Source organism: Pseudoalteromonas sp. S3178 (genome assembly GCF_005886985.1).
GTDB lineage: Bacteria > Pseudomonadota > Gammaproteobacteria > Enterobacterales > Alteromonadaceae > Pseudoalteromonas > Pseudoalteromonas carrageenovora.
In genome coordinates this window covers 64,859-86,915 of the sequence record NZ_PNCW01000027.1, presented here as the reverse complement: position 1 = coordinate 86,915, position 22,057 = coordinate 64,859, and the positions used below count along the sequence as shown (strand labels likewise).

Below are 22,057 nucleotides of genomic sequence, written 5' to 3'. Positions count from 1 at the left end.
GTACTCTAATACACGCCGATGTTTATAACTTATTAAATAAGCAAATTACTTATAAGGTATTAAGCCTTAGTCTTGTTTACGGTTAAGACCAAATAAGCAGATTGCTAAAAGTAATGTTGCAATCATACCGGATGCGCCAGCAACACCTGATGGTAAGAATCCATCACGGCCAAAGGTAATTAAAATACCATTGGCTAACATTGCAACTGCGCCTGCTAGTGCTGTAATACTACCAATTGCTTTACCGCCTTTAGCGATAAATGATAGGCCAAAAACAAGTGCTGCTAAGCCTAATAATAATTTAGCTGCGTAGTAAATCATGAATGACAACGAAACCACGCCACCAATTAAAGGTTGTGCGCCTTCTACTGTGCCCGCTACTTTTCCAAATGTAGAAAACAATGTAAGGCCAACGCTTACCTGCACTATGTTAAGTGCTGCGCTAAACGCGATAGCCGACCAGCCTAGTTGAGCGTATTTTGCTTGCACCATAGAAGAACCTGCAAAGGCAACGAGCAATGTAAATACCAGTGCTTCTAGCCCCCAAGCCACCTGCCTTGAAAAACTAATTTCAGCACTGTAAAGAACTGAATAAATACCCTGTGATATTGCCAATATCAATAATAACGATGCTGCAATTAGGTTGGTGCGTTTTTGTGTAAATTCCATTAGGGACCTCTTATAATTTTATATTTAACGCTTTTAAAAGATGCAGTAGTTTTGCACACATCAAACCGTTGAAACTTTTATATAAATATTGAAACTATAAGACAGGCAAAGCGATTTAAAAATTTCACTAAAACCAATAAAAATAATAATTAATTACAAATGGGCTCAAGCTTTGGCTCTTTTATAAACTTAAACTAGCAAAGTTGCTTTGAGTTAAGCTGTTAAACCTTTAAAAGCACTGCGCCTTTTACCCTCTTTGTGAATTAACTTTTAAATTACTAAGAGGGCATTTAGATGTATTTTGGCAATGGGCATAAGCGACGTTGAAAAAGCCACTTACTTTAAGATAAAAGCCTAAATTTAGACCAATCACTTAATGCGGTAATAGTTTGCTCTGTAGGCGGGGCTATATAGATTAAACCTGCAATGGCAATAACCGATGCCAAGGTAATTAATTTATTATCGAAGTCAGCTATTTTTAAAGCGGTGCCGAAAGAGCGTTTAATGGTGACATTATTTAAATCTACACTGTAAAGCTCATCGAGTAATAAATGGATTAATCCGCCGAGTAAAATAAACCCACCTGTTAACCAGGCAAAAGTAGCGGCTTGTGCGGTTGTTTGGTCGTTTAGTTTCCATGTTACTTGGGTTGTTAACAGCGCGCATAGCAATAAAAACAGTAAAGAGTGGCAACTGCCTCTATGTACCGTGATCCATTCAAAAATGGGTCTAATAATATATTTCATGAATCCGTACACTAACAGCGGCACTACAATTAACTCGATAAAGCTAATGTGAATAATAAGCTCGGTGGTTATGTAATGCAGCACCAGCAATACGGCGCTGAGTGCAAATAAGTTAAAAATAGTGTCGAGTGATGTAGAGTTATCTGAATCTATGTCGGGTAATAAGCCGCCAATAGAGCCTAAAAACCATAACCAAAGTGCGCCGTTTAAATCGATATGGCCTGCAGATAATAAAGTGGCTGAACTTAAGCCGGTGATGATGACTGCAGTATTAAGATGAGTATTGAAATTTGCCATTGTATCTCTTGATAAAAAAGTAGGTTGGCATTCTATCAATTGAAAACTTAATTGTTCAATGTACTTTAAAGGTTTGGTTGTAAATATGGGTTTAGGGGGCTGATTTATCACTTTTTACTAGTGTGGTTATTTGTGGTCAATGAGGTAAGTTGTAATTATTTATATAAAAAACAATAATAAGCGCAGTTATAGTAGCTGAACTCACTAAATGAAAGGTCACTTTTTATGAATCAAAATAGATATAAAGCATCGTTTCCTGCGCCTAACATTGGTAGTCACTATTTTGTTTCATCAACGTGGAGCAGTTATGGTTTCTGGGCTTTATTAGCACTGACTCCGCTTGCTCATTACATGATGTACTACAGCGAAGACGGTTTAGTACATGGAGAAGATTTAAACACTTTAGGGTATGTAATATTAGGCGCTATTGTCTTGTTTGTTTTAAATATTGCAGCCCAATCTATATCTTGGTTAGGCAGGCTTTTGGCAGTGATTTGCTTTAGCATTAGCCTGTTCTTTATATTATTGCTTATCTACCTTAGCGTATATAGCCACTTTCCAATCGCTTATCTAGGTGCTATTTCGTATTTTGGTTTAGCGGCTTATTTTTATAATAAAGATTATTTAAAAGCCATAAAAACGCTATAGCATTTACTATATAAATGCTCATTCACGCTATCTAATTTTTTATATCGTCGTAAAAGGCGACTTTTCCTCGGCCTGTTTCTTTTACGTGATAAAGGGTTTTATCACCGTTGTGCATTAATTCATGAAGTTCAGTGCCATCAGTAGGAGCTACTGCAATACCTATGCTTGCACCCACTACGCACGTTTTAGTGTTTGAAATACTAACATGTTGTTGTAGTTCATTTAGTAAGGCGGTTGCTTGCTCACAGGTTGCTGCTTTATTGAATGTATTTACCAGCCTTGCAACAATAAATTCGTCACCGCCTAGGCGGATACACATGTCGTTTTGTTCGTGAAATAGGGTTTTAAATCTGTGCGCAGTTTCTATAAGTACTTTGTCACCGGCTTCGTGCCCATAAGTGTCGTTAATGGGTTTAAATTTGTCTAAATCAATCATCATAAGGACTAAGTGCTTATTATGATTTATGCATTCGCGTAGTGCTTTTTGCAGGCGCTTTTCACCGGCGCGGCGGTTTAATAAGCCGGTTAGCGGGTCGTGATCGGCTTCAAAGCGGGTTTTAAGTTCGCGTTCTGCGCGCTCGGTTACATCATGTAAAATTACTTCTACTAAGTGCTCTTGTTGTGGGCCTCGGTTGGTGTCTCTTTGGTCTGTTAATCTAACAAATAAGCAATGAAACCAGAGCGTTTTATAGCCAACTTTACACTCTACATCTAATGTAGTTTGTGGTGGGTTATGAGCTAAGCGAATATCTTTCAGCAGGCTTTGTAGTTCATCAACGTTGTTTAATAATTCAGGGAAGTGCAAGGTTGATAATTCTTTTTCGCCGGGCACGGTAAAGTAATGTTTAAATGCAGGGTTAAAGGTGGTGATAATATTTTTGCTATCGAGTAAACAAATACCTGCGCTGGCTTGTTCAAAAATAAGTCTAAATTTGGCTTCTAATTCTTGGGTTTTTTTACGTAAGGTTTGCTCGTTACTAATGGTTAAATGTAGCTCGTGCATTAAGGCATTTATACCGTGTGTTAAACGGCTTATTTCGTCTCGTTTGCCTTGCTTAAAGGTTAGCATTTTAAGGGTTTCTGGTTCTGATGGATTAATTTTAGCAAAGCTGTCGGTTAGGTTTTGTATAGGTTGAGTAAGCCATCGTTGTACTACCAGTGATACAAAAAAAGCAATAACGATAGATTGTACTAGCATTAAAATAAATTCTTTTTTTAGTGCAGCCTGTGCCTGGTGCTGTATAAAATTATCGTCGGGGTATATTGATAAAACACCTATAAAAGTGTCATCTAAAAAAGGATGAACTAGCCTAACTAACACCGCTTCTTTTTGCTTGTTAATAGTGCCATTTGCAATAAACAACTCCATTTCGCCTTTTACGTTTGCTTCTGATTCGAGGCTTGCGCCTTGCACTAAATCGTTACTTAGTAAGCCATTAATTATTTCTTGGCTTAATTCTTTATCGTTTAAATAGGCGGCTATGGCGGCAGTTTTTCCCATTGTTTGCGCTAACTGTTGTACGAGTAAGTAGTTGGTGTTTTTCTTTTCTTTAAAGCCTGAATAGTACGACAGCATTGACGATACTAAAGATACAACAATAGCGACTAAAGCAATTGCTATAGCAACGCGTATGTAGAGTTTTTGGCTAATAATTTTAATCAAATCTGTATACCACTTTTACTGCATCGGTAACTTGCGATAGCGGAATGTAACCAATTGCAAATTGCGATGCTGCAATTTTATTTATTGCATCTTCTACTGATGTCGAAGGTGTAGGGGGCTTTGCACGGCCAGAAAATAAAAGCCTTGCCCAATACGCATTTATTTTTTGCTCGTCTTTATTGACCAGTTTTAAGTAAAAGTCGTTTTTTAGTGTTGATTGGGCGGGTAAATCAAGTGGTGTTGAGGTTTCACCATCAGGAAAAGTTAAATACCTACCCATGTAAATATCAATAATTTCCCGTTTTGATAAGGCATTAATAGTATTGCTTTTATTTACTACTACAACAAACTCTGTCGATTTTGCATAAGAGCTCATCAAAAGCAGGCATAAGGGGAGCATTACATTAAGGGTTAGGTTACGAGCGCTTATCATAACTAAAACACCATACTAGCATTTAGACTAAGTATATGTACTTTGTGGCCCTCATCTATATCTGAAGGGTTACTAAGACTCCATAAGCCTGCGCCTTGAGGCTTTATATCAAAGCGGTCTAACTGGGCTTTTAATGCTATGCGCTCAGACAGTTGCCATTTTACGCCTACGTTAATTGAGTGTTGGTGAACATTGGTAATTTTAACCGCTGACTGACTGGCAACTGCGAGCTGCTGTATAGGTACTGAAAATTGCTCGGGAGTACTTGGCGCAAAAGCGGGATCGTTTACTTTTATTACGTCATGGCGGTGTTTAGCCGCTGTAAAACCGGTGTAAAATATTGCGTTATCTACTCTGTAGCCTGCACTAATATAGCCACTAAGAACTGATGGAGCAATTATCCAGTCTGATTCTGAAATACCTAGCTCAGACTGAATAAGCCAATTGTTATGATCGTAAGTAAGCCCAAACGCAGCGTATTCTATACTGTTGCCTTTGGTGTTAAATTTGCTTGATATTTTTTGTGCTTGCGGCCATATACTTTGTGGTATGGCATCGAGCGCGGCTAAATACTCATCTAAAGCAGTTAACTTATAATCCCCAAAGTCTGATTTTGATAATGAAAAGCGCATAGTCCATGCATCTAAAGAGTAGGTTGCACTTAGCGTTGTTAAGTTATCAAAATCAATAAAAAAGTCTTCATTATAGGCTTGTAGCTTGGCTGTTGTACTACCATAAGCAAGTTTTAAACGTAAAAACCCATCGTTAATGGCTTTACTGTATTCAACATCAACACCATCAAAATTACCGGCAATATTTGCAAACGAATAATACGAATGAGGCGGGCGCACCCATAAATAGGCATACCCTACGTAAGGGTATTCAGAGAGTAAGTAAAGATCGCTGTTTAACCTACCAGCCCGAATGGACCAATGGCGGGTAGGGCGATAACGTACAAAGGCGAGCTCTAAAAAGTTATCAAAGCTTTTAAAGGCATGATCTTGTATTACAACTTGAACAACAGAGTCCCATTTTTTCGCCAGTGATATATTAGCTTGCCCACCTAAAATTGAATCACGCGTTACTGAAAAGCCGCTATCGTTTTTATTTGAATAACTAGATGCAAAACCAATATCTGAGTCGTCAGTGTAACTAAGGGTTAAGGATGCAAAACCACTAAACTGCACGTCAATGTCGTTTGCAAAGGTTTTATTAGTTGCAGAGATTGCCAATAATACAATGACAATGGTGCCTCGAAGCAGCATGTTAGCTCGTGTTTTTTCTATTAAATATAATAAAAAGATAGCACAATATTTTAGATACCCAACTTAACTACACAGTTTTGACTAAATAAATTAGGATGTTAAACCATAATATTTACATTCTTTTGGATTAGATTTGATTTTTGGTATTTAATCGTTTGTGAGTTCAGATATTTTTTAGTTTTAGACTGCTTTGTGTCACGGTATTGGTAGGTGTAGAAAGTGCATCGACTTAAAGTTAGTATTAATCTCTGCACTTTTTTTAATTTACTTTTTTAATTACAGCGCTTCAAAAATGGCTGCTATACCTTGGCCGCCGCCAATACACATAGTAACTAAGCCATACTTGCCTTTAATACGTTTTAGTTCGTACAAACACTTGGTAGACAAAATAGCACCGGTTGCGCCAACAGGGTGGCCAAGCGCTATAGCCCCCCCATTTGGATTTACTTTATGCTCAGGAAAGTTTAATTCATTTGCTACGCATAATGCTTGTACAGCAAAGGCTTCATTTGATTCTATTACGTCCATGTCATCAATGGTTAAGCCAGTTTTATTAAATACCAGTTGTACAGCAGGGATTGGCCCTGTGCCCATTAATACGGGCTCTACACCTGCTCTTGCATAACCTATTAATCGGCCAAGTGGTTTTAAGCCTTGCTCATTCGCTTTTTGCTCCGACATAAGCACGAGCATGGCTGCTGCGTCGTTAATCCCCGACGAGGTTGCTGCTGTTACTGTTCCATTTTGTTTAAAGTAAGGTTTTAACGTAGCTAGCTTTTGTTCTGTTGTGTTTTCACGCACATGCTCGTCTGTGTCAAACACATGAAAATTATTTCGCGTTTTTATCTCTATAGGGACTATTTGCTCTTTAAAGTGTCCTTTGGCTATCGCTTTAGCTGCTTTATGATGACTTTGCGCTGCGTAAGCGTCTTGTTGGTTGCGGGTAATATTATATTTTTCTGCAATGTTTTCGGCGGTGATCCCCATTGGGTTGTTATCCCATGGATCTTGTAATGTAGTGGTTAGCTCATCAAGCACTGTGCTATTACCCATTTTTTGGCCCCAGCGGTTACTCTCTAGTGTGTAGGCTGAGCTACTCATGCTTTCTGCTCCGCCTGCTAAAGCTGCATCTACATTACCTAGTTGAATTTGTTGGGCTGCTTGTATAATGGCTTCTATACCTGAGCCACATAAACGGTTGAGTGTTACCGCATGACTACTAATTGGTAATCCTGCATCAAGGCCGATGACTCTGGATAGGTAAGCATCTTTAGGACCATTATGAATAACTTTACCTATTACACATGAGCCCACTTGAGTTGGTGATATATTTGCTCTGGCTAATGCTTCTTTTGCGCAAAGTGTACCAAGTTCTGCAGGAGTGAAATTTTTAAGACTCCCTCCAAAGCTACCTATAGCGGTGCGTACTGCGCTTAGAATAACTACACTATTGTTATTAAACTTCGTCATTTTTTGTCTCTTATTATTTTTATGCCTATTAACTTATCAAAACATAGTTTGAGTTGTTATGTAATTATAAATTAATTACTTAGAACGTTTTAAAAGCCAAAGTAAAAACAACGTACCAATCATTACTATGAATGCCGATAAATATAGCGCCATATTATAGTTACCAAAATACGTTAAAAGGTAGCCGCTGGGAATGGGGGCTATTATTTGTGCGGCGCCGTAGGCTAGGGTCATTGTGCCCATAAACCTTGCTGGGTTACTGGGGTAAAAGTTACCTGCCATGGTTAATACAAGGCTTACACAAGCTATAAAGGTGCCTCCAAACAGTAATACGCTTATTATAATTACAGGTAATGTATTACTTAGAGTTGGGAGCACAATACCAATTGCTTGCAAGGTGTATGCAGCTATTAACGCTTTAATAAAGCCTGTACGCCTAGCTATCCGATCCCATATTAATGCTGCAGGAATTGCTGCTATCCCTAGTAATAAAAAAGCAAAGCTACCTTGCCCTTTTAGGCTATCAACACGCTCTACTATATCAACAATAAATGTAGAGCTAACTGCGTAGCCGTATCCTGCACAAAAATAGGCCAGCATTATTAATAATTTAAAGGTTTTAGTTGGTGGGTTGTCTTTTTTAGTGACCTTTATTTGTTGTTGAGCGCTTGGGTGTGGCATCCATAGCCATGCGGGTATTGCAATTACAGCCGCCATAACGGCTAAGGCTACCCATTGTTGCTGCCAGTTACTCGCCATGTCGAGCATATGATCTACTAGCAATGATGTAGCAACAATGCTTATACCCGCACCAGCAAAGTGAACCCCAAGCTCTGCGCGGTGATTATTGTTAACTAGCCATTTTAAAATAAGGCCTGAGGCAATAATAAACCCACCTGCGCCACAAGTACCTGCAATAAAACGAAGTAGTGCCCATACGTATACATTACTGGTTAATACCATTGCCGCAGAGGTAATAACACTCAAAATAAGGTAAATGCGGTGCAAGTTATATTTGTGATTTAAGTTATGCATGTTTGCAGCTATAAATACGCCAAACATATAACCCATAAAGTTGGAGGTGGCTAACCAGCCAGAGCCTAGCTCGGTTAAGCCTGCACCATTTTGCATTATGGGTATGAGTAAACTATACGAAAATCTAGCTACGCCAACGGTGACTATTATGCTGCAAATGCCCGCAAGGTAAGCACGTGTTTTTGTGATGATCATTTGTTTGTTCTACTTTAAGTTTACGGTTGTTATTCGCTAAGAATACGTGGCTCTGTTAATATAAAAAATTGAATTATTAAGAATTAAAGATTCTCAAAAAGAGAAGTATTTAGTGACTTATTTAAAATTAATGTAAGAACCCTATGGAAATATTAATACTTAAAACGTTTAAAGCTATTGTTGATGAGGGCGGTATTAAAGGCGCTGCTGAAAAACTCAATACGGTGCAATCTAACGTTACTAATCGCATTAAAAAGCTTGAGCAAGAGCTAAATACTAAGTTATTTACCTTAACTGGGCGCAAGCTTGAGCTAACCCCAAGCGGTAAACAGCTTTGTGAATACGCAGATAAAATATTGCAGCTCGAGTATCAGGCAACATCAGCAATTTTAAGTAACAAGGGCAGTTATGAGTTACGAATTGGCATGCCCGAAACATTTGCAGCTGTACATATGCCTTTAGCTTTAAAGCAACTTAAAGATAATTACGCGCATATTAGAGCTAAAATTTTTACAGATACGAGTGAGCGACTCGTATTTTCCGTTTTAAATAACAAGGTTGATTGCGCCGCAATAGGTAATGCACCTAAACACGAAAACCTTGAAGTTATTCCTGTGGTGTATGAAGAGTTAGTTATGGTTACACCGCTAGATGGCGATCATTACCCTGTATTATTTGTAAGAGATGAGGGGTGTGGCTATAGAAAACATGCCCTTGTTTGGCAACAAAAATCAGGGCGAGTAAATGATGAATTAATGATTATGAGTAGCGCTGATGGGGTTTTAGGATGTGTGTCTGCGGGTTTAGGTTACACAATAATTGGCAAAAACATGGTGGTAGGTAGCCGATACGAAAAGTCATTGTGTATAAGGCCTGTTAACTTTGGGCCTAAGCATGTAGAGCTTTCTATTGTGTACAGAAAAGATTGCCCATTAGAGCCTGGCGTCCTTGCTCTGGCCAATCTCTTAAAAACAAATTAGCTAAGCAATTTTATTTTGCTTTCATCACATAAATATGACTTATTTATTAAGTTAACAATGTTATAGTATTGCAATTGTTGTTTGTTATAGTATAACATTCGTCGCATTCTAATTTCCCCTTAATAGAGTGTGAATGTGACTACACCTACTGCAATTAATCAAACATCACCAATAGAATCTCAACGTACTGAAAATATCGGTAATTCTAAATTAAATAATGCTCAAACCGCTAAAAACGAAGCCATTATTGAAGTGAATTCGTTAAGTTTTAGCATTAAAAACAACGCTATTTTAAAAAACTTAAACTTTACTGTGGGCTCAGGCGAAATTTACGCGTTACTTGGCGGTAACGGTGCGGGTAAATCAACCACGTTAAAAACGTTATTGGGTTTTAATAAACCAACGCAAGGCTCGGTAAAAGTAGCGGGTAAAGAGGTTACACAAGCACTTGATTTTGTACGCGGTAAAACAGCGTATTTGCCAGAGTCGGCAACGTTATACCCGCATTTAACCGCCCGCGAAAACGTAAAATACTTTTTATCACTTGCTGATATTAATAAAACAGATGAGCAAATAAATGCCGCATTTAAGCGCGTAGCCTTGCAAGAAGGTGCGTGGGAGCGTTATATGCAAACTTACTCTAAAGGCATGAGACAAAAAACCGCAATTGCATTAGCCATTTTACGCGAAGCCCCTATATTTTTACTTGATGAGCCTACATCGGGCCTTGACCCTGTTGCCATAGATGAGTTTAACCAGTTAGTGCGCGAGCTTGCATTAACGGGCGCGACTATTTTAATGGTGACTCATGATGTATACGGTGCCTGCCAAGTAGCTAACCGTATTGGTTTACTTAGAGCCGGTGAGCTGGTGGGCGAATTTGACGCGCCTGAAAACGGCCGCATTGATACCGAACAAGTGCACGCAGCCTTTGCGCAAAGAGGCGCGTAATGAGTATAAATAACTTTTCAAAAGTGGTTATAGTTGCCAAAGATGAATGGCGCTATTGGCTACGCTCAAAACTAGCAATGACCGTTTTAGCTATTGGTTTATTGCTTACGCTTTCATCGGTAGTGGTGACTGCCATTACAATGCATGAACTTAGCCACGATCGCCATGAACTGCAATCAAATGCCGAGCAAAGCTTTGTTGATCAACCCGATCGCCACCCGCACAGAATGGTGCACTATGGGCACTATGCATTTAGAACGCCTTCGCCACTGAGCACACTCGATCCAGGTATAGATGCATACACAGGTAACTCAATATTTTTAGAAGGGCATAGGCAAAATAGTGCAATGTTTGCCGATCAACGCCAAGGTACAGCGCTTACTAAATTAGGTAGCTTAACGCCTGCTTTTATAGTGCAAACTTTAGCGCCGTTACTTCTTATATTAATAGGTTACAGCTCTATTAGCCGTGAGCGTGAATCGCAAACGCTTTCGTACTTATTAGCGCAAGGCACGTCGGGTATTACGCTTATTGCCGGTAAAGGCTTAGCACTACTTTCGGTTGTGGGCTTAATTATTGCGCCACTAGCGGTATCGGCTTTATTTACGGTGTCTGCGGGCGAAAGCTTACTAGCAGTTGCCAGTTTTGTTGTAGGTTACGCTTTATATTTAACTGTGTGGGTATTACTGATTTTACTCGCATCGAGCGTGTTTAGTAAAAACAGTGGTAGCTTTACGGCGCTTGCGTTTGTATGGATTTTACTGTGTATTGTTATGCCGCGCGTAGCAAGTACTACAGCATCAACGGCTGTGCCATCTGCTGGTAAAATAGAAACCGACTTTGCGGTTAAAGCTGAGCTTAGAAAACTAGGCGATGGCCATAACACCAACGACCCTGCATTTAAGCAATTTAAACAGTCACTCCTTAAAAAGTACAACGTAAATAGTATTGATGAGCTGCCGGTAAACTTTAGAGGTTTAGTAGCCAGTGAATCAGAGGCTAAACAGGCCAAAGTACTAAACCAATTTGCTCAGCAGCGTATGCAAGCAGAGCTTAAGCAAACGCAAGTATCGCGCTATTTTGGTTGGGTATCCCCTATGGTGGCTATTCGCTCACTATCTATGATTGTGGTGGGTACAAGTATAGAAACGCATCATCGTTTTTTACGCGAAACTGAGCAGCTTCGTTTTGATTTTGTGCAAGGACTTAACAAAATTCATATTGAAGAGCTTGATTACAAAGACGACATGAACCGCAACGCCGATGCTGCAGCAACTAAAAAAGCACGCGTTAGCGCCGAAAACTGGCAAATACTACAAGATTTTAATTTTAATGTAGACAGTGCAGATGTTCGCGCACAAAGAAGTGTACCTGCTTTTTTACAGTTATTACTGTGGATTGTAGTACTAGTAGGCGGTATTAAATTTGTAGGAAAACGTTTGATATGAGTTATTTAATTACACAACTTATGCGTGAATGGGGCTTTTTACTGCGCCAAAAGTACGTAGTGGTATTACTGCTGTGTAGTCTTATTTTATCGGGTTTTGCTATTTACAGCGGGCTAAGTGAAGTAAGCGCACAACAGCAAACTATTGAGCGCTTAAAAGCATCAGATCAAAGTGATCGCGCTAAAGTACAGCAAAAGCAAAACGATGCGGGCATGTTAGCGTATTACAGCTTTCATTTAACGTACTCGCAGCCATCTAACCTGGCATTTGCTGCATTAGGTGAGCGCGATATATTCCCGTGGAAACACCGCATTAATTTATTAGCGCTTGAGGGGCAAATTTACGAAAGCGATGCACAAAATGCCGAGCTGGCTCAGGCCGGTAAAATAGATTTTGTGTTTGTAATTAGTGCGCTAGCGCCACTGGTTATTATATTGCTGTTTCATGATTTATTTGCAAATGAGCGTACAAGCGGCAGGCACGATTTACTGGTCACTACGGCTAAGTCTTACTTTGCTTTATGGGGTGCACGTATAACCGTGAGGTTTGTAGCGGTAATAGTGTGTTTAATGCTGCCATTTTTTGTTGGTGCATTTATAGCTGGGGCAAGCGGGTTTGAAGTGGCTTATGTATCGCTGCTGTGTATTGCCTACCTTGCATTTTGGACTGCGCTTAGTGTGTGGTGGGGTAAAAATGCAACCAGTGCGCCGCGTGTTGCCTCTAGCTTAATTGGTTTGTGGGTGTTGTTTGCTTTTATTATTCCTATTTTAGGCGACCTTGCTATAAACAAATCTGTGCATTCGCCTAAAGGTGGCGACATTGTACTTACCCAACGAGAAGCGGTAAATGGAGCGTGGGATTTACCTAAATCAACCACCATGGATGCTTTTATTAGAGAGTATCCAGCGCTTGCGCCATACGTTGATATGAGCAGTGAATTTGAATGGAAATGGTATTACGCATTTCAACAAATGGGCGATTTAAAAGCAGCAGAGCTTTCAAAGGCCTACCGCGATGCAGCCGCTAAAAAATACGAGTTAGCTGGTTTTGTATCTTGGGTTTCGCCACCGCTGTTACTGCAGCGAAGCTTAACGCGTGAAGCCAATACCGATTCAATAACCGCTTACGAGTATGAGCAGCAAATTAGAGATTATCATCAGCAATTACGCGAGTTTTATTACCCGTGGTTATTTTACAAAGGCGACCCAACTAAAGCAGCCCTTGAAAACATGCCACGCTTTGAAAACACCACTGCGAAGCAGTAACTAAAAATACAGCGCTAAACACACCTGTTTAGCGCTATATAAATGACTACATAACTATAAAATACACAAGGTTCACAATGAAAACCAATACAAAAGGGCTTAAGCTCACCTATTTAAGTACTTGCTTAGTAAGCTTATTTAGCAGCCATGTTATGGCCGCTGAGCAAAACCAGCAAAGTAAAAGCGTAACGGATGACGCAATTGAAAAAGTAACGGTTGTTGCATCTCGCCAGGCTTATCAAGGTAACTTTAGCCCTTTAGAAACACCGCAATCAGAGCTTAAAATTGATTTAGAAGCCCTTGAAAACGCAGGTGCAGTAAGCCTTGACCAAGCGCTTGATTTATCAGCCTCTGTTGCGCGCCAAAACAACTTTGGTGGGCTGTGGAATAGCTTTTCGTTACGTGGTTTTGTAGGCGACGAAAACCTACCAAGTAACTACTTAGTAAATGGCTTTAATGCTGGGCGTGGTTTTGGTGGCTCACGTGATTTGTCGGGTATTGAGTCGGTTGAGGTTTTAAAAGGTCCGCGCGCGGCTTTATTCGGCCGTGGTGAACCAGGTGGTACTGTAAACTTAGTTACTAAACGCCCAACGTTTGATACCGAAGGCGAAATTAAACTCTCTGTAGGTAGTTTTGATACTTACCGCGCCGATGTTGATTACACCACGGCGCTTAACGACGACGTAGCAATTAGACTGGTTGGTTTTTACGAAGACGCCGAAAGCTTTAGAGATACCATAGAAACCACTAAGCAAGGCTTTAGCCCGTCAATAGTATGGAATATTAACGAGAGCAGCCAGCTTATATATGAGCTTGAATATAGCGACCAAGAAGTACCGTTTGATAGAGGTGTATTAGCGATTGATGGCGAGCTTGGCCTTATACCTGAAAGTCGCTTTTTAGGTGAGCCAGGCGACGGCCCAATTGAAGCCGATGTACTAGGGCACCAGTTAGAGTACATTCATGACTTTGATGATAACTGGAGCATTTTATTTGGTGCAAACTACCGTGATACCTCTATGGAAGGCTTTGCAACCGAAACTGGTTTTGGTGGTGTAATTGATGGCGAAGTAAATCGCTTTAGACGCTACCGCGACTTTGATGCTAAATACCAAGTATTTAGAACTGAGTTAAGTGGTAATTTAGAGTTTGGCGGGTTTGAGCACCGTTTAATTATGGGTGTTGATGCCGATAAATTTGAAAACGACCAAGTAATTTTACGTGTACGTGGCGATCAATACATTAATGTATTTAACCCTGTTTACGGCGCGTATGAATTACCAACGCCAACATCAAATACTGACCGCGTAGAGATTCAAGAGTCGTTAGGCATATTCATTCAAGACCAAATAAGCATTACCGATAAGTTAGATATTCGTATTGGTGCACGTTTTGATGATTACGAGCAGCGCTTAAATAACCGCTTAGCTAACACTAACACTAAACAAACTGAGTCACGCGTGAGCCCGCAATTTGGTGTGGTTTATGAAGCAAGCGATTATGTATCTTTTTATGGTGCTTACGGTGAAAACTTCCGTCCGCTTTCGGGCGCTGATGCTAATGGCGATGGTTTTGAGCCAAACCAATCTACATCTGCTGAGGTGGGTGTTAAATTTACATTAAACGATGGCGCCTTATTTGGTACTGTTGCTGTGTTTAAAGTAGAGCAAGACAACATGCTTGTTGTGGACGACCCAACAGCGTTTACTTACGCAGCCATTGGTGAAGCACAAAGTAAAGGGATAGAAATAGACCTAACGGGTGAGCTTACCGATACACTAGAAATTTGGGCGTCATATGCATACGTTGATGCAACAATCGAAAACTCATTTTTTGATGCTAACTTTGGTTACACTGTAGAAGCGGGCGCATCACTATTAAACGTGCCAGAGCAACAGCTTAGCTTACAGTTAGTGCAATCAACAGATTTATACGGTAAAGCCATTAAGTTTGGTGGTGGTTTATTACATGTGGGCAAGCGTAACGGCTTTTTTGGTACCGACTTTGAATTACCAAGCTACACAACAGCCCGTGCTTTTGTAAATTACGATGTAACAGACGCGATTGGAATTACGGCTGAGGTAAATAACCTCTTTGATGAAACGTATTACACAAACTCGTTTGCCGATGCATGGGTACAACCTGGTACACCAAGAAACGTTAAGTTTTCAGCTTCCTATAAGTTTTAACGGTTTTTAAGGTTATATAGCCTTTTAAAGGTTATTTAAAGCACAAAGGCCACTTTAAATTAAGTGGCCTTTTTTGTGATTAATTCGTTTTGTTTATATAGTTAAGCTGTACAAAATTAAACCAACTGTTTATGGTTAAACAACCATTTTAATGAGCCAAGTTGTAAGTTTTTATACATATAAATTGAAAGGACTCTCAATGTTCAGCCCTAAAATTATTTTGGCGTTAATACTTTTGCCATTTATAAACTATACAAATGCGTCTGAAATTATTTTAAAAGATGCTCAAAATTTTGCTGAATTGTTTAAAAAGCAAAGCCATTTAACCCCTCATTTACTACAAACTCAGTATTTAGATATTGGCAGTAAAGGGATTGAAATATTTACGCCTCGGCGCATTAAAAGTGCAGAGAATATGCTTAGTATGATTAACCATAATAAGCACGTTTACAATCAAGCGTTAGACATTTGCCTTCCTCAAATTGAGTCACTTAAAAGTGAAGCATTACAAACCTTAAATGAAACTCAAAAAGTGCTATCGCAAACTCAATCGGCGTCAGTGTATATTGTTTTTGGGGCAAATAATTCTGGTGGAACTGCCTCAGTAAATGGTTTAGTACTTGGGCTTGAAGTTTTATGCTCGTTAGCGCAAAGCAAAGAAGAATTTAAAGATGTGTTTATGAACTTTATTGCGCATGAAATTACTCATGTTTATCAAAATAGGGCGTATGTAACTCATAAAAACAAACCAGAGCCTACCTTACTATTTGTATCGCTGCATGAGGGGATAGCAGATTTTGTCTCAGGGTTGGTGTTAAATAATATTTCTAATGCTGAAATACTAAGGCATACATACGGTTTAAAGCATGAAAAACAGCTTTGGAAGCGTTTTAAATCACAAATGAATGGTATTAAACTTGGAGACTGGTTTTACCAAACTGATACTACAAATCAACCAAACGATATGGGGTATTGGATAGGTAAAAGAATAGCTAAAGCCTATTACGAACGTGCTGAAAATAAAAAAGAGGCGCTTATTACACTTATTAACTTAAAAGACGCTAATGCTATTTATAGGGCCAGTAAATACAACCCTTAAACTTATTCTAGGTAGCTATCAAATATTTGTTTGTACTTGCCGGTTTCTTTGAGTTTTTACAGTTGTAAATTAAAGTCATCACGCACTTTTTTAGACTTAAATAAATATCCATTTGGGCTTTTACCAAATAAAGTGAACTGATCAATTTTTTGTGTTGTATCAATATCTTTTATATTTGCGCGAAAGTAGTTAAAGCTTTGTTTATCCATTTGTATTACATCAACCTTATCTAAGTACAAAAACTTAACTTGAAGCGATTAGTCGTGGATTTCGTTATAACGCGGGTTAGCTTTAACTATATTTGCATACTCATCCCCTAGGTGAATGGCAGCACTTGGCCAAGACAATAAACTATAATTTTTTAAATCGGCTATTTTACTAAGGTTAAAGTTATTTTTACTTAAAGCGACATCTACATTTTCGTAAACATAAGACTCGGTTGATAAATAGCCTTTTAGGAGGTTTCCGTTGGCAGTATTTAGATTGATATCTGCTACTACATCAATTTTATCTTTTTTGTAGTCTTTAGCACGCCTTGTATAAGGGTAATAAAGCGCCTCAATTTTGTAGCCCAGTGGTGTTAGAGCCGCTGTAATAATATCTACTGTTAAGCCACTATTTGACTGAGGAAATACAAAAGGGGGGAGTTTTTCACCAAAGCCTACAACGAGCGTTTGTTGTGTGGTTGAGGCGCCAACAAAAGGCGACACTAATAATGTGGCTATTATAATGGTGTTTAACGTCATTTTTTGCTGCAATAAATTAATTATTAATAATAAAAAGATAGTAACTAACTAGTTATGCAACAAGTAAAAAGCCCATTAAACTAATTATTAATTAGCTTTAATGGGCTGATAGTTATCTGCTTTTTATTAAGCTTGATTAAAATGGCGCGTAGCCATCAGGTGTTGTAACTAGTGTAGTCCAACGCTCTTTAGCTTCAATTTCAGTGCGTTGTGCGCCTTGCGCTGGTAAACGACCGCGATCGCCAAACAGCCATAATACAAAGTTTGTTCTATCGCCACTGGTAATAGGTTTTGCCGCGTGAGGTACATTGCCTCGGTGTATCATTGCGGTGCCTGGTTTAAAGCCAAGTTGTACAACGTTACCATTTACTTGGTCGTAAAAATCAAGCTCAGAACCTGTAAACTCCTCACCCGGTAAATTTAAATTAATATTTAACGTTACCGCCGATGCATCGGTATGTGGTCGAATAGACGCATCTGTACTTGGATCGTAGTAAATAGAAAACCCAAATGTTTGCGTATCGTAGCCAGTTATTTCAGGAAACAATAAGCGCGAAATAGGGCGCATATAAGTGTTTAGCATTTCGTTATAAAATGCTTGAAAACTTGGCGCTGCTAAATAGCCCTCTGATCGTTTGTCGAGCATAACGCCGCGGCGGTTTAATACAATACCGTAAGGTGGGCGCATAGGAATGTTAGAGTTCCATACTTGTTCAAGGTAGCCACGTAAAACGGCTAGGCGCTCAGGGTCAAAAAATTGAAACTGAAACACACCCGGAGCCACTTCTTCTAAAAGGGCTTTTACTAAATGCTCTTTAGATGGGTCTTGCCATGCTTGTTGTACGGCTTCGCGTAAATTTTTATCAAGTAACGAATAGTCTAACGTGAAAGTAGAGGCGTCAATTTCGCTTGCTTCCCATTCTTTCCACGCGTCTGTAATTAGGTCGTCGTTGTTGTACCAAAACTGCTGTACCGAGTGCTCACGGTTTAACATGGCTGTTCGCGATGGTAAATCTAGAGCACGTGCTAGTTGTAATTGATTGGTAGACATATTGTGTAACTCCAGTTGTTGAATTTGTTTGTATCAATCTAGGAGTGCAATTTATTATATTTATTAATTTAGATAAATAAGCTGTTTTAGGAAACAGTATCAAAATAATATTTATAATTAGAGGCGAATTGAATAATTTAGTGTTAGAGATTAGAGGTTAGAGGTTAGAGGTTAGAGGTTAGAGGTTAGAGGTGATTCTTATACCTAAACAACACACACTCTCTCAGAGCATGATAATTTAAATAAATAGTCTAAAAATAACGATTAAATTTGATGAGTTAACACCTAACCCATCAAATTTATAATTATTAACTTGTTAGTGGGTTGCTCTATCGCCCCAAATATCTTCTAGGCGACTATCGCGGCCGCAGCGCCAACGATATGTGTTGTAACGAATAGGGTTATTTTTATAATAATCCTGATGGTAGCTCTCTTTGCCTTTAATAGGGTAAAAGGTGCTGGTACTTAATATTGGCGTTACCACTGTTTGATTAGGGAATTCGTTTACAACGGCTTGCTTGGTTTGCTCAGCTATTTTACGTTCTTGCTCGTTAGCTACAAAAATTGCGCTTAAATAACTAGGCCCTTTATCACAAAATTGGCCTTTGGCATCAAAGGGATCAATATTTACCCAATAGTGATCAAGTATGCCTTTGTAGCTGACTACTTCTGGATCGTAAGTAATTTGTACTGCTTCGTAATGGCCTTGATGATTGCCATTGTAGGTCGGGTTTTTAAGCTTACCGCCTGTAAAACCAGATATTACATCTTTTACGCCTTCGAGTTTTTCAAAGTCGCTTTCCATACACCAAAAACAACCACCGGCTAAAACCGCTTTTTCAGTTTTTGCAGCATGAGTAAAAGTGCTAAACAAAATTGCGGCAGATGTTAATGCAAGCGTAAGTGAGTTTTTCATATAATGATCTACCTCTAGTGTGAGTTTAAATACGTATCCTTTATAGCTAGACCTGCTAAGTGTTATTACTATTTCATTGTTTTTAGTAGGCTAGGGTGCAAAGTAATGTACGTAAACCTTTTTAATTAAAGCCACATTTTGAGTGAGTAACCCATATAACACAATGTTGTATTATTAAAGCGTGTTTATTAAAGTGAAAACATTGATGAATAAATTAGCAGGTGTGAAATGAACCAGTTAACCGAAAAATCGATAAGTTGCCCGTATTGCGGCGAAAGCATTGAAGTATTACTTGATGCGGCTGATATTGATGAGCAATACATAGAAGACTGCCAAGTATGCTGTAAGCCTATTTCGTTTGTTGTATTTGAAGACGACGACGAGCTAAAAGTAAATGTATACAGTGAAGACGATACATTTTAAATTGGTGTAAATTATAAAAAAGGCTGCATACCTGCAGCCTTTTTTATTGATGGGGCGTTAGCTACTTTGTTCTCGAGCTAGCTGGTTAGGGAGTAGCTCTTCTACTATTTCGCGAGCGGGAAGCGTGTAACGTGTGCCATCAAACATGACTGAGGTAAACTCATTTATATTAGTAATGCCGGTTAGGGTCCAGCCCTCGCCGCGCTTAGGACAATACACAGTTGTGGTAGGTTGTATTACTTTAAAATCATCACTCATTTGAGCCTCTGTACTGTTATTACTTTAAATATAATGCTTGTTAATGGGGTATGGTAAGTTAATAATGCTTGCCCATAAAGCGCTATTTTAATTCACTAAATAAAATGTTTAAAACAATTGAGCTTGAACGCGTTACTTTGCGTTTAATTACCCACAAACATGCCCCGCAATTATTTACTATTTTGAATCACCCGCAAGTGAGCGAGTTTAACGATTACAATACGCCGCTGTGTAAAAGCCAAATTAAACAACTAATTCAAGATGATATTACCGCCTATTACGAAGGCGAAGTGATTAGAGTTGCAATTGAACATAATATTACCGGCGAGTTAATGGGTACCTGTGGGCTTTATAATTTATCGGCGTGTAAAAGTAGTGCGTTTATTGGTTTTGAGCTTCACCCAAACTTTTGGGATAAAGGCGTAATGTTTGAGGTAATAACTGGCTTTATAAAAACACTTAAACAGCATATTGGCCTCAAACATTTAAGCGCTGAGGTAAGCGCGCATAATGCGCGTTCGCATAATTTACTTTTAAAATTGGGGTTTAGTTTGCGCGAGCATTCTATATGGCATAAGCAGCTGTAGCGAATACACGTTAAAAAATTCATCATTACAGGAACAAATAAAATATAAAATTTAACCTCTTTGGCTTATAGTGAAGTGTAAGCAAATGAATTTGTTACCCGAGTTTTTAAAACGTGTTCGCTTAACAAGGATTTTATATGCTAGAAAAACTATCTCAAGATGCCCTCGTTATTTGGGCCACCATAGACCCAATAGGCACCATGGCACTATTTGCGGCGCTTACTTCTCATTTAACTGATCAACAACGTCGTAAAACTGCATTTAAAACGGTGCTCTATGCCGGGGCTGTTTTACTGGGGTCTATTTTAATAGGGCAGCTAATACTTAATGCGATGGGTATTAGGTTGGTATCGTTTCAGTTAGGGGGCGGAATTATATTGTTTTTGTTTGGCCTGCAAATGATATTTGGCAGCGACTCTAATAAAGCAAAGCAAGATCCAGGGCACGATATAGCTGTTTTTCCACTGGCTATACCTGCAACGGCTACGCCAGGCGCTATTTTGGCTGTAATACTGCTTACCGATAACCATATACACCCCATTACCACTCAAATAGGCACTGCGCTGGTTACGCTTGGTGTATTAGGAGTCACATTAATACTGTTATTACTCTCGGGTAAAATTATTAAACTAATTGGTACGGGCGGCGCATCTATTTTAACTCGCGTAATGGGCATGATTTTAGCGGCTTTTTCGGTAGAGCTTATTATGACTGCGCTTGAAATAGAGCAATGGGTAAAAATAGATTAAATGCAAAAGAGGGCGCGCTAATGACAATAAAAATATCAAAGTACCATTTAGTAAATGTGTGTTTGGCCATTGTGATGGTAGCTTTGGCTGTAACGGCTATTAGATATTATAACCATTATGTATCGGCGTTTACTGACATAACCATTGAGTCTAAAGCGCTTAACGAATCGCGTAAGGTATTTATTAGGTTGCCTGCCAATTACGATAAGAGTAAAGCTTACCCACTAATTATTAAAACAGATGGTAATTTTAATCTAGATAATTGGGATCGAACATTAACCGCGCAAAGAAAAGCCGGAGAGGGAGAAGGCGCTATATTGGTGTCTATTCCTAATAAGTTTTGGAAAACTACACGTAACCGTGACTTAGTGCCGCCTTATGCTCGCCAAGAGGTAAATACTGAGCCTCGCCCTGAGCTTCAAACGCTTTTTGAGCCTAATGGAGAGGCTGATAAGTTTTTAAAGTTTATAGAAGCCGAATTACTCCCTTATTTGCAAACCCATTATAAATTGAATGATCAGCGTGTATTAAGTGGTTTTTCGGCAGGGGGAAGCTTTGTACTTTATACACTGCATACTAAACCTGAGCTATTTAATGGGTATTTTGCATTTAGCCCTGCAGCTTGGTACGACGATATGAGTGTTGTTAAACGCTTTAGTGACTTTTTAAAAACTAATAACCCAAAAATTAATGCGCCTACATTTTTGTATTTAACAGTTGGTGGGGAAGAGCATCCACTAATGTTGGAGGCTTATAATAGTTTAAAAGCGGCGCTTAACGTAAGTCCTAACCCTAATTTAATTTGGCACAGCACAGTTAACCCAAACGCAGAACATAATGACAACCCTAAGCAAAGTGTGGCTAAAGCACTTATTGATTATAAAAAGTTTGTAGAAAGCTTAACTAAACATGTTGGCACGGGTATCGCTATGCATGAAGAAGGTTTATCAATTAATAGATGATGGGAGTTGGGT

General features: G+C 39.1%; 23 protein-coding genes. 11 read left to right on the top strand and 12 right to left on the bottom strand.

Annotation, left to right across the window (positions count from 1 at the left end; all coding sequences use genetic code 11):
- Positions 1 to 66 precede the first annotated feature (66 nt).
- The gene (locus CWC11_RS08500; protein ID WP_138682341.1) at positions 67 to 669 is read right to left on the bottom strand and encodes a thiamine biosynthesis protein ThiC; all 603 of its coding nucleotides are present in this window, start codon (positions 667 to 669) and stop codon (positions 67 to 69) included.
- 341 nt (positions 670 to 1,010) lie between these two features.
- On the bottom strand, positions 1,011 to 1,712 hold the full coding sequence (locus CWC11_RS08495) for a metal-dependent hydrolase (protein ID WP_138682340.1): 702 nt from the start codon (positions 1,710 to 1,712) through the stop codon (positions 1,011 to 1,013).
- Between the two features lie 225 nt (positions 1,713 to 1,937).
- Between CWC11_RS08495 and CWC11_RS08490 the strand changes: the two genes are divergently transcribed.
- Positions 1,938 to 2,360 carry a hypothetical protein gene (locus CWC11_RS08490; protein ID WP_138682339.1) on the top strand — a complete coding sequence of 141 codons (423 nt, stop codon included), beginning with the start codon at positions 1,938 to 1,940 and terminating at the stop codon, positions 2,358 to 2,360.
- A gap of 31 nt (positions 2,361 to 2,391) precedes the next feature.
- Here CWC11_RS08490 and CWC11_RS08485 read toward each other — a convergent pair whose 3' ends face one another.
- The 5 genes from CWC11_RS08485 to CWC11_RS08465 form a co-directional block, all read right to left on the bottom strand.
- Positions 2,392 to 4,023, bottom strand: a complete 1,632-nt coding sequence (locus CWC11_RS08485) for a sensor domain-containing diguanylate cyclase (RefSeq protein WP_138682338.1) — start codon at positions 4,021 to 4,023, stop codon at positions 2,392 to 2,394.
- Positions 4,016 to 4,456 (bottom strand): type 2 periplasmic-binding domain-containing protein, encoded by a 441-nt coding sequence (locus CWC11_RS08480; RefSeq protein WP_138682337.1) that lies wholly within the window; start codon positions 4,454 to 4,456, stop codon positions 4,016 to 4,018. Before CWC11_RS08480 ends, CWC11_RS08485 begins: the two co-directional genes overlap by 8 nt.
- 2 nt (positions 4,457 to 4,458) lie before the next feature.
- Positions 4,459 to 5,721 (bottom strand): hypothetical protein, encoded by a 1,263-nt coding sequence (locus tag CWC11_RS08475; protein ID WP_138682336.1) that lies wholly within the window; start codon positions 5,719 to 5,721, stop codon positions 4,459 to 4,461.
- 276 nt (positions 5,722 to 5,997) lie between these two features.
- Positions 5,998 to 7,191, bottom strand: a complete 1,194-nt coding sequence (gene bktB, locus CWC11_RS08470; RefSeq protein WP_138682335.1) for a beta-ketothiolase BktB — start codon at positions 7,189 to 7,191, stop codon at positions 5,998 to 6,000.
- 75 nt (positions 7,192 to 7,266) lie between these two features.
- A complete protein-coding gene (locus tag CWC11_RS08465) occupies positions 7,267 to 8,421 on the bottom strand; it encodes a YbfB/YjiJ family MFS transporter (RefSeq protein WP_138682334.1) in 1,155 nt (384 codons plus the stop codon).
- Positions 8,422 to 8,564: 143 nt separating this feature from the next.
- Between CWC11_RS08465 and CWC11_RS08460 the strand changes: the two genes are divergently transcribed.
- The 6 genes from CWC11_RS08460 (at position 8,565) to CWC11_RS08435 (ending at position 16,353) form a co-directional block, all read left to right on the top strand.
- Positions 8,565 to 9,401 carry a LysR family transcriptional regulator gene (locus tag CWC11_RS08460; protein WP_138682333.1) on the top strand — a complete coding sequence of 279 codons (837 nt, stop codon included), beginning with the start codon at positions 8,565 to 8,567 and terminating at the stop codon, positions 9,399 to 9,401.
- A 135-nt stretch (positions 9,402 to 9,536) separates the two neighbouring features.
- Positions 9,537 to 10,352, top strand: a complete 816-nt coding sequence (locus tag CWC11_RS08455; protein ID WP_171038408.1) for an ABC transporter ATP-binding protein — start codon at positions 9,537 to 9,539, stop codon at positions 10,350 to 10,352.
- Positions 10,352 to 11,800 (top strand): ABC transporter permease, encoded by a 1,449-nt coding sequence (locus CWC11_RS08450; protein WP_138682332.1) that lies wholly within the window; start codon positions 10,352 to 10,354, stop codon positions 11,798 to 11,800. Before CWC11_RS08455 ends, CWC11_RS08450 begins: the two co-directional genes overlap by 1 nt.
- Positions 11,797 to 13,065 (top strand): DUF3526 domain-containing protein, encoded by a 1,269-nt coding sequence (locus CWC11_RS08445; RefSeq protein WP_138682331.1) that lies wholly within the window; start codon positions 11,797 to 11,799, stop codon positions 13,063 to 13,065. The genes CWC11_RS08450 and CWC11_RS08445 overlap by 4 nt, the downstream gene beginning before the upstream one ends.
- Before the next feature lie 77 nt (positions 13,066 to 13,142).
- A complete protein-coding gene (locus CWC11_RS08440) occupies positions 13,143 to 15,254 on the top strand; it encodes a TonB-dependent siderophore receptor (protein ID WP_138682330.1) in 2,112 nt (703 codons plus the stop codon).
- A gap of 199 nt (positions 15,255 to 15,453) precedes the next feature.
- Positions 15,454 to 16,353, top strand: coding sequence for a gliding motility protein GldB-related protein (locus tag CWC11_RS08435; protein WP_171038407.1), 900 nt, complete (start codon positions 15,454 to 15,456; stop codon positions 16,351 to 16,353).
- Positions 16,354 to 16,409: 56 nt separating this feature from the next.
- Here CWC11_RS08435 and CWC11_RS23305 read toward each other — a convergent pair whose 3' ends face one another.
- From CWC11_RS23305 to msrA, 4 genes are all read right to left on the bottom strand, one after another.
- Positions 16,410 to 16,562, bottom strand: a complete 153-nt coding sequence (locus CWC11_RS23305) for a hypothetical protein (RefSeq protein ID WP_249330702.1) — start codon at positions 16,560 to 16,562, stop codon at positions 16,410 to 16,412.
- A gap of 48 nt (positions 16,563 to 16,610) precedes the next feature.
- Complete coding sequence (locus tag CWC11_RS08430) at positions 16,611 to 17,099, bottom strand: transporter substrate-binding domain-containing protein (RefSeq protein ID WP_249330700.1); 489 nt, start codon at positions 17,097 to 17,099, stop codon at positions 16,611 to 16,613.
- Positions 17,100 to 17,235: 136 nt separating this feature from the next.
- Positions 17,236 to 18,150: a 2OG-Fe(II) oxygenase family protein gene (locus CWC11_RS08425; RefSeq protein ID WP_138682328.1), complete on the bottom strand. Its 915-nt coding sequence runs from the start codon at positions 18,148 to 18,150 to the stop codon at positions 17,236 to 17,238.
- A gap of 316 nt (positions 18,151 to 18,466) precedes the next feature.
- Positions 18,467 to 19,066: a peptide-methionine (S)-S-oxide reductase MsrA gene (gene msrA / locus CWC11_RS08420; protein WP_138682327.1), complete on the bottom strand. Its 600-nt coding sequence runs from the start codon at positions 19,064 to 19,066 to the stop codon at positions 18,467 to 18,469.
- A 228-nt stretch (positions 19,067 to 19,294) separates the two neighbouring features.
- Here msrA and CWC11_RS08415 point away from each other — a divergent pair, with 228 nt between their 5' ends.
- The gene (locus tag CWC11_RS08415) at positions 19,295 to 19,489 is read left to right on the top strand and encodes a CPXCG motif-containing cysteine-rich protein (RefSeq protein WP_058428886.1); all 195 of its coding nucleotides are present in this window, start codon (positions 19,295 to 19,297) and stop codon (positions 19,487 to 19,489) included.
- A 57-nt stretch (positions 19,490 to 19,546) separates the two neighbouring features.
- On the opposite strand, the gene CWC11_RS08410 is transcribed toward CWC11_RS08415, so the two are convergent.
- Positions 19,547 to 19,747, bottom strand: a complete 201-nt coding sequence (locus CWC11_RS08410) for a hypothetical protein (RefSeq protein WP_138682326.1) — start codon at positions 19,745 to 19,747, stop codon at positions 19,547 to 19,549.
- Between the two features lie 104 nt (positions 19,748 to 19,851).
- Between CWC11_RS08410 and CWC11_RS08405 the strand changes: the two genes are divergently transcribed.
- The 3 genes from CWC11_RS08405 to CWC11_RS08395 all read left to right on the top strand — a co-directional run bounded on the left by CWC11_RS08405 (position 19,852) and on the right by CWC11_RS08395 (position 22,045).
- The gene (locus CWC11_RS08405; protein ID WP_138682325.1) at positions 19,852 to 20,334 is read left to right on the top strand and encodes a GNAT family N-acetyltransferase; all 483 of its coding nucleotides are present in this window, start codon (positions 19,852 to 19,854) and stop codon (positions 20,332 to 20,334) included.
- Positions 20,335 to 20,471: 137 nt separating this feature from the next.
- On the top strand, positions 20,472 to 21,083 hold the full coding sequence (locus CWC11_RS08400) for a MarC family protein (RefSeq protein ID WP_138682324.1): 612 nt from the start codon (positions 20,472 to 20,474) through the stop codon (positions 21,081 to 21,083).
- Between the two features lie 20 nt (positions 21,084 to 21,103).
- Positions 21,104 to 22,045 (top strand): alpha/beta hydrolase, encoded by a 942-nt coding sequence (locus CWC11_RS08395; protein ID WP_138682323.1) that lies wholly within the window; start codon positions 21,104 to 21,106, stop codon positions 22,043 to 22,045.
- The last annotated feature ends 12 nt before the right edge of the window (positions 22,046 to 22,057 follow it).

Excerpts from the sequence above, each read along its gene's own strand:
- CWC11_RS08500 (WP_138682341.1), bottom strand. The coding sequence starts at position 669 with ATGGAATTTACACAAAAACGCACCAACCTAATTGCAGCATCGTTATTA.
- CWC11_RS08495 (WP_138682340.1), bottom strand. The coding sequence starts at position 1,712 with ATGGCAAATTTCAATACTCATCTTAATACTGCAGTCATCATCACCGGC.
- CWC11_RS08490 (WP_138682339.1), top strand. The coding sequence starts at position 1,938 with ATGAATCAAAATAGATATAAAGCATCGTTTCCTGCGCCTAACATTGGT.
- CWC11_RS08480 (WP_138682337.1), bottom strand. The coding sequence starts at position 4,456 with ATGATAAGCGCTCGTAACCTAACCCTTAATGTAATGCTCCCCTTATGC.
- CWC11_RS08475 (WP_138682336.1), bottom strand. The coding sequence starts at position 5,721 with ATGCTGCTTCGAGGCACCATTGTCATTGTATTATTGGCAATCTCTGCA.
- bktB (WP_138682335.1), bottom strand. The coding sequence starts at position 7,191 with ATGACGAAGTTTAATAACAATAGTGTAGTTATTCTAAGCGCAGTACGC.
- CWC11_RS08465 (WP_138682334.1), bottom strand. The coding sequence starts at position 8,421 with ATGATCATCACAAAAACACGTGCTTACCTTGCGGGCATTTGCAGCATA.
- CWC11_RS08460 (WP_138682333.1), top strand. The coding sequence starts at position 8,565 with ATGGAAATATTAATACTTAAAACGTTTAAAGCTATTGTTGATGAGGGC.
- CWC11_RS08450 (WP_138682332.1), top strand. The coding sequence starts at position 10,352 with ATGAGTATAAATAACTTTTCAAAAGTGGTTATAGTTGCCAAAGATGAA.
- CWC11_RS08445 (WP_138682331.1), top strand. The coding sequence starts at position 11,797 with ATGAGTTATTTAATTACACAACTTATGCGTGAATGGGGCTTTTTACTG.
- CWC11_RS08440 (WP_138682330.1), top strand. The coding sequence starts at position 13,143 with ATGAAAACCAATACAAAAGGGCTTAAGCTCACCTATTTAAGTACTTGC.
- CWC11_RS08435 (WP_171038407.1), top strand. The coding sequence starts at position 15,454 with ATGTTCAGCCCTAAAATTATTTTGGCGTTAATACTTTTGCCATTTATA.
- CWC11_RS23305 (WP_249330702.1), bottom strand. The coding sequence starts at position 16,562 with ATGGATAAACAAAGCTTTAACTACTTTCGCGCAAATATAAAAGATATT.
- CWC11_RS08430 (WP_249330700.1), bottom strand. The coding sequence starts at position 17,099 with ATGACGTTAAACACCATTATAATAGCCACATTATTAGTGTCGCCTTTT.
- CWC11_RS08425 (WP_138682328.1), bottom strand. The coding sequence starts at position 18,150 with ATGTCTACCAATCAATTACAACTAGCACGTGCTCTAGATTTACCATCG.
- msrA (WP_138682327.1), bottom strand. The coding sequence starts at position 19,066 with ATGAAAAACTCACTTACGCTTGCATTAACATCTGCCGCAATTTTGTTT.
- CWC11_RS08415 (WP_058428886.1), top strand. The coding sequence starts at position 19,295 with ATGAACCAGTTAACCGAAAAATCGATAAGTTGCCCGTATTGCGGCGAA.
- CWC11_RS08410 (WP_138682326.1), bottom strand. The coding sequence starts at position 19,747 with ATGAGTGATGATTTTAAAGTAATACAACCTACCACAACTGTGTATTGT.
- CWC11_RS08405 (WP_138682325.1), top strand. The coding sequence starts at position 19,852 with ATGTTTAAAACAATTGAGCTTGAACGCGTTACTTTGCGTTTAATTACC.
- CWC11_RS08400 (WP_138682324.1), top strand. The coding sequence starts at position 20,472 with ATGCTAGAAAAACTATCTCAAGATGCCCTCGTTATTTGGGCCACCATA.
- CWC11_RS08395 (WP_138682323.1), top strand. The coding sequence starts at position 21,104 with ATGACAATAAAAATATCAAAGTACCATTTAGTAAATGTGTGTTTGGCC.